General features: G+C 34.2%; 6 protein-coding genes, 1 tRNA gene and 1 pseudogene. 4 read left to right on the forward strand and 4 right to left on the reverse strand.

Features of this window, described 5'->3' with window-relative positions:
- Positions 1 to 73: 73 nt before the first annotated feature.
- The 3 genes from AB5359_RS08975 to AB5359_RS08985 form a co-directional block, all read right to left on the reverse strand.
- Positions 74 to 1,216: an Mbeg1-like protein gene (locus AB5359_RS08975; RefSeq protein WP_368279803.1), complete on the reverse strand. Its 1,143-nt coding sequence runs from the start codon at positions 1,214 to 1,216 to the stop codon at positions 74 to 76.
- Between the two features lie 128 nt (positions 1,217 to 1,344).
- Entirely contained in the window at positions 1,345 to 3,363 is a 2,019-nt protein-coding gene (locus AB5359_RS08980; RefSeq protein ID WP_048685845.1) for a hypothetical protein, read from the reverse strand.
- A gap of 107 nt (positions 3,364 to 3,470) precedes the next feature.
- Positions 3,471 to 4,172 carry an MgtC/SapB family protein gene (locus AB5359_RS08985; protein ID WP_003656878.1) on the reverse strand — a complete coding sequence of 234 codons (702 nt, stop codon included), beginning with the start codon at positions 4,170 to 4,172 and terminating at the stop codon, positions 3,471 to 3,473.
- Between the two features lie 137 nt (positions 4,173 to 4,309).
- Between AB5359_RS08985 and AB5359_RS08990 the strand changes: the two genes are divergently transcribed.
- A tRNA-Thr gene (locus AB5359_RS08990) sits at positions 4,310 to 4,382 on the forward strand.
- A gap of 257 nt (positions 4,383 to 4,639) precedes the next feature.
- Here the strand turns inward: AB5359_RS08990 and AB5359_RS08995 are convergent.
- Positions 4,640 to 5,266 (reverse strand): HAD family hydrolase, encoded by a 627-nt coding sequence (locus tag AB5359_RS08995; protein ID WP_003656876.1) that lies wholly within the window; start codon positions 5,264 to 5,266, stop codon positions 4,640 to 4,642.
- 373 nt (positions 5,267 to 5,639) lie between these two features.
- Here AB5359_RS08995 and AB5359_RS09000 point away from each other — a divergent pair, with 373 nt between their 5' ends.
- The 3 genes and pseudogenes from AB5359_RS09000 to AB5359_RS09010 form a co-directional block, all read left to right on the forward strand.
- A complete protein-coding gene (locus tag AB5359_RS09000) occupies positions 5,640 to 5,855 on the forward strand; it encodes a helix-turn-helix transcriptional regulator (protein WP_048685842.1) in 216 nt (71 codons plus the stop codon).
- Positions 5,836 to 6,354, forward strand: coding sequence for a DUF3278 domain-containing protein (locus AB5359_RS09005; protein ID WP_048685841.1), 519 nt, complete (start codon positions 5,836 to 5,838; stop codon positions 6,352 to 6,354). The genes AB5359_RS09000 and AB5359_RS09005 overlap by 20 nt, the downstream gene beginning before the upstream one ends.
- Positions 6,355 to 6,403: 49 nt before the next feature.
- Positions 6,404 to 6,609, forward strand: a pseudogene (locus AB5359_RS09010) (aldo/keto reductase); the annotation flags it as partial.

The raw sequence follows: 6,609 nt of genomic DNA on the forward strand, positions 1-6,609 counted from the left end.
TTTATATTAATGTTTATACTAAAAAAGCAACTTCAGTTTTGAAGTTGCTTTTTGTTTCACATGAAACATATGATTAACTACCATCGTAAGAGTCATCAACAATTGGACCTTTGCTTGAGTCATTGCCTAGTGGTTCTAAGTGTTCATTATGGCTAAGAAAAGGGAGATTGATGTACTGACGAGCGGTTGGCGTAATGTCAGAGATAATCTCATTAGCAATTAAACGTGCGTCAGGATCAAGAGCAAGATAGGCATGGCTAAATTGAATTGCACCACGAATTTTATTAGTTGTTAGTTGACTAGCTTCAGTAATTTTTTGTGACTCTAAAGCAGTAAAGAAGGCTAACCAGAAAGCTTCACGTTTTTCACGTGGAATCTTGGTATTCCAAGAGATAAAAGTACTTCTAATAATTCTGCTTGCATTGCTTAAACCTGGCGCCATTACAAAACTATTTCGTGCTACTTCCCAATGTAAAGGATTATGTTGCTTCATTAAATGTTTCATTCTACTTTTAACTACGATAACGCGTTCTGGATGGTCAAGCATCATTCCAAAAATTGATCCTTCAGGAACATAAGTCATCATTTTTGGAATTACGCGTTGAAATTCAATCTGGTTATACATTTCTTTCATGAAACCAGGACCATCGAAGCTATAAGCCTTAATTACTCTGTCTTGAAGGCTAGGAGAAGCTGCATAAAGTGCATAAGCGGCAAAATTTCCACCTTTTGAATGGCCTACTGTGTAGATTTTCTTATCAGGATAGGCTTGGGCCATTTTATCTAGATAATCTGCTGCTACGCTTTGACCAAAGATTTCTGGTTGATAACTCATATCGACGTCTTCATTTAGACCTACCATCGAACCATCAGTTCCGCGGTAAGCCACTAGAATAGTTTCTGAATCTAGCTCAATTGTCATTGCAGTGAACTGGACGGGTGGCTTTTTCTGAGAAAGGTGTGACCAATCGAGAAAATGCATATTTTTATAGCGGTCACTTAAGTTTACTAGTTCTGCCTCTAATTTATCTGAGTGAATTAAGGTTTTCTTTTGTATTAAGCGTTTTGTAGCTGCCTCAAGCGTATGACCTTTAACACTGGAATCAAAAGGAAGATAAGCAAAAGCAGCAAAAAGACCTGCATCTAAACTATTAAATGGTTCCCGATCTAATGTTAGATCACCCCGCCAGCGAACATAATCAAGTATTTTACCCAAGATAAAAGTCCTTTCGTTAACGGATATAGTACTTTCATTTTAATGCTTTTTTGATTAAAGACAAAAGAGGACGCTTAGTGCTAATTAGAAGCAACAAAAAAGAAGAGCTAAGTTGCTCTTCTTAGTGATTAGAATATTAATTGGATAGTTTCAAGAGGAGATAAAGGAGCCTTAATTGAAGCAACATTATCTGTTACCTCAATTTTTACTGCTTCTTTTTCAACACTATTATTGCGTCGTCGAATTAAAGTAGCTGTATTAGAAGGTAGAGGTTTACTTAAATGCCAGTTGATCTCTTGGTAACCATCTAAGTTGAAATTGGCTAGCCAGACAATTTTACCGTTTTCTTGAATGTTTAATTTGACGTGAGGCATATTGATTAAATAGTCAATTGGTTCAACGCTAGCCATAATTTGTTGCATTAATCCTTGTTTATAAGATGAAAATTGTGATTCCCAACCGTGTTTTGGATCTTGATCCATTGGTAATACAATTATGTGATCATCAATAACAGCCATGAAGTTTCCGAGCTTTTGGTCGATCGAATTATAGGCTGAACTCCAAATCTTAACATTGCTATCTGTTTGATAGTCTAACTGTAGATAGTTGCCTGTATGTTGTAGCATCGTAATACGAGGGTTCTTAACGCCTTGAACAGTTGTGCCATCAGCTTGTTCAAATGATTGATAGCCACTCTTGCATGGATGCCATTTAGCACTTTGAATATGAAGTAGATTACCTAGCTTTCTGTCTAGTAAAACCTGGATACTTTCACCGTCAAGTAGAACTGTATTTTTAGTGATTAGATTAGTGATTTGTTCATTTGAAAGGTTGCGTAATAATTGACCAGCAATTGCAATAGTTTGATTTTCAATTGCAAGGTCATTTTGAACGGGAAGAATAGTTGTCGCAAAACCGAAACTTGCTAATAAGCTAGCCCAATTCTTTTCATGTGGAAGTAGCTCTTCTGGTTCTTTTCCAAAAGTTGTGTGAGCAGTATAAGCAGAGTCTTGATCTACCAAAACTTTAATACCACGTAATTTTTGCATATTAAGGCGATGGCTAGCTAGGGCAGAGGCAAAAGGCTTAATGTCAGCTAGCATTTTGTCATAGCCCCAATCTTCGTTTACGCCATTGCCCATCATGTCAAAGATATTAAGCATAATGCCTTTGGCTCCGAGGAGTGCTGTGGTAATAATTTGAAATGCGATAAAGGTATTAGATTTTACTTGCGGCGTCCACATTGAATTTTCCAATTCTGGGTAAAGCTCAGCCCGAGGTCCTAAGAAGGCAGCCGTAGTTCGACTATATTCTTCAAATTTACGACCATAAATTAAAGGAGCAACTTCGTTATAGGACGGTAAGTGTGGACGTGCTACGCGAGGATGTCCAGGACCTGCTTGGGCGTCAAATAAACTAGGCCAGTCTCTACCTTCAATAGCATGCCAATCAGGAAACGAAGTCATTTGTCCTAAATCAGTATTAGGGCTCACTTTGTGAACTGCTTGTTCAATTAAGTGTTCGTTTTCGATCATTTCCTTACGTGCTTGATCAAGATAAATTTTTCGTTCAATAGTAGGTTCGCCAGGCTTAAGCATATTTTTAACAAATTCTGCACGGCTTTCTGTTTTACCCAATTTTTCTTGATATAGCTTCATATGGTAGTCACAAAAACACATTAACTTTAATGGAGTATGGTTATAGTGCCGAAAGTCATCTTCCATCCATAAACGACGTGGATGAATCGAAGCATATTGAGCATACCTATCAGCTAAATACTTACGCCAAGTTGGATCTGCTGGACAAGCCATATCTTTAGCTTGATTGCCATTAATATCGACAAAAGTATTAAAGCCAATCTCAGGATTAACGCTAAATCCGCGATCGGAGTGCATAATAGTTGTCCATGGATTTAGACTCGTAGTAACATCAAGCTTAGCTAATTGCTTTTGTAGGGGGATAATCGCATCAAGCCAGACTTGTGTTTCTTCCTTAGTTAGATGACTGTGGTTTAATTCTTCGCCATTAATAATAAAAGCCACGTCATCAATTTTGGCTTTTTGTACAAAATCTAAAAGTTTTCTATCTTTTTCAGGCGTATTAGTACGTGGATCGAAAACATAACGTAAAGTATAAATGTAGCTCATAATAAATCCTCAATATTCTATACAATTAATATTCAAAAAAAGTGTGTAACTTAGTATATTAAGTTACACACATATCTTAGCATATTTTGAAAACGGTTTCTATAATTTTATTTTGCGCCGTGAGTAGAATTAATTCGGCGAATATTTTGGTCTTTTTCAAGAGCTAGAATAATATCATTTTCGTCTTTTCTATTTCTAATTACTCCGTCGACATTAACAACAATATGTTCAGAAGTTACGTCAATAATTTTGATAGAAATTTGTTCAACTTCGTTTAAGGATAGTTCTTTTTTCAATTCATTAAGAATATCTGGATGATTATTAGCTTCAATTTGAACATTGAAACGAACATGAAGAATAATAAAGTTAATGAATGTATCATCGTGAAAAATAATTTGGATAATGAATAAAAAGACTGTGCTGACAATTCCGATGACATACATTCCAGCACCAACTGCCATACCGATTGCAGCAGTTGCCCAAACACCAGCTGCAGTAGTTAAACCAGAAATTTGTTCTCGTCTAACTAGGATTGTACCGGCACCAATAAAGGAAATCCCAGTTACAATTTGAGCCGCAATTCTTGATGGATCAAGCGAAATATCATGTAACGATAATAGGTCAAAGAAACCATATTTAGAAACCAGCATAAATAGAGCAGAGGCGACAGCAACAACCATATGAGTTCTGATACCTGCACTTTTTCTTTGAGTGGCACGTTCATAGCCGATTGCTGTTCCACAAAGAGCGGCAACTAAAATTCGTAGTAACCAATCTAATTCAGTTGAAAGTGATGTTAAACTTACCATAATTAGTCCCTTCTATATAACAGATACGTCTTTATTGTAGCCCAGATTTAGTTGGATAATCATTTAAGTAAAAAGTAAAAAAATATCTTGTACAGAAACAGATAATATGGTTAAATACATAATTGTCATATAAACAGGCTGACTTAGCTCAGTTGGCAGAGCACGTCACTAGTAATGATGAGGTCGAAGGTTCGAATCCTTTAGTCAGCATTTTTTATGCTCATATTTAATTAAAAGCTATCAAATCATTTCTTAAAATACTGATTTGATAGCTTTTTCTTTGCTTTGAACTAGAATAAAAAGGTTTGGGAGCAAGCGTTAAGCCTGTTTTTTTGTGTTTAGGGTATTTGAAAAGGATTATCTTCAGTATTAGAAATAATCCTTTTTTGTTTGAGCTATTATATTTTTTGACACGTTCAAGATGAGATAAAGTAATTAATTTATTAGCCAATTGTAGTACTAAATAATTATCCTTTAACTATTTCTTCTAAATTAATTGGGTTATTTAATTGATAATCTGCTTCAGGAAGTTCTTCATGTGCTCCCCAATTGGCTAAAGCAAATTTCACTTTAGCAGCGTTAGCAGTTAACATATCATATTTGGTATCACCTACATAAAGCGTTTCAGTACGATCTACACCAAGTTTACTTATTGCGAAATTTAATGGTTCAGGATTAGGTTTATGATTCTTAGTATCACTTGCAGTAACAATTACATCGAAATAGTCATCTAGTCCAAAGTGACTGACTTCATTAATATACTCTTGTTTAGTTTTTGAAGTAACAATTCCTAAAGTAATTCCCTCTTGAGATAGAGATTTGATAGTTTCGGGGATATTATTAAATAATGTATCTTCATTAACTCGGTTACTAGCTTTTTCAGACCAACTTTTAGCCATTTTATTGATCAATACTTTATTATTAGTAAAATGCTTAATGGCATCTCTTCCAGGAATTCCCAATGCAAAGGCTAAATCGTTAATATTAACATTTGCATTTAAATATTCTTTAATAACCTCTTTGAATGTGGAAAGAACAACCTTTTGTGTATCAACAATAGTGCCATCTACATCGAATAAAATTGTCTTAATCATAATTTACTCCTTACTTTTAAAGCGGTTACAGCAATTATATCAAAAGCATAATTATCTGAATATGAAAAAACTACTAATTTCCTTAATAGCAATAGCGTTTATAATTGGCATCATTTTTAATTAATACACTAGAGAACTGAAATAAGTTTACGTAATACGCCTTGTTTTAGTTTTTTATTGCTGTGGTTCAATACGTAATTGGATGGTCAATGATTTAACTAATGGAGTATCAGAATAAAGCTTAGTATTTATAGATCTACCTGTTTGTTAACAAAATATGTCATATATAATTGACAATTCTGAAATAAATGTTATACTTAAAGTATAAAAAGTCACATATATATGACTTATAAGAATGATGGAAAGAATTGCCATGAATAGAGTTAAAGAATATCGAAAGCAAAAAGGCTTATCACAGATGGCATTAGCTAAAAGGATAGATGTTGCTAGGCAAACAATAAATTTAATTGAAAATGATAAATATAATCCTTCTTTAGATTTATGTTTGAAATTAGCGCATGAGTTAGATACAGATTTAAATACATTATTCTGGGATGGAGATGTTAAAGATGGAAGCAAAGGAAACTAGATTCGAAAAATATATGAAATTTTGGTACGGAATTTCTGGTCCACTTGATGAGCAGAAACGTCAAGTTATGAATCAAATTGGAAATAGGGCATTTTTTATTTTCTTTTTAGGGATGGATGTAGCATTTTTAATTTCTCTGGTTTTGTTTTCGATGTATAAAGCTGATGTGGCATATCTTTTCCTTTCTGGTAGCTTTTTTGTAATGCTAATGGCAGTTAACTTATACATAATGCAGCAATCTAGAAAGGCGAGATTGACAGATAATGAAGTAGAGAAAGACGAATTACCTGAGGCTAAAAAAGCTGCATGGACAAAAGGAATGATATCCGGAGCAATCTTTGGCATATTGATGTTAATCTTAGAATTCTTAACTAGTTATAGCGATGGTTCGTGGACCTGGATAATGATTCCTACATGTTTGATTTCAGGTGTTTTCTTCGGTATCTTTATGTCGCTAATTGCAGTTCATAGAATCAAAGTAGTAAAAGACGAAGATTAAAGAATTAGCCATTTTTAATGTTACATTGTTGCATTAAAAATGGCTTTTTTTGTTGAAAAAACTTCACGTAGCTTATAAATATTTGTATCATTTAAATGTAATCGTTTGCATAAAAATAGAAAAGATAAAGAAAATGAAAACAACAAAATTAGGAAAAACAAGTTTAGATATTCCAGCTATTGCTTTAGGCGTTATGCGGATGGGGACTAGAACTCCAGAAGAAGGAGCTGCTGCAATTAACGCAGCTTATAAAGC

Source organism: Lactobacillus sp. RTP31084st1_F9_RTP31084_210423 (genome assembly GCF_040919545.1).
Classification (GTDB): domain Bacteria; phylum Bacillota; class Bacilli; order Lactobacillales; family Lactobacillaceae; genus Lactobacillus; species Lactobacillus paragasseri.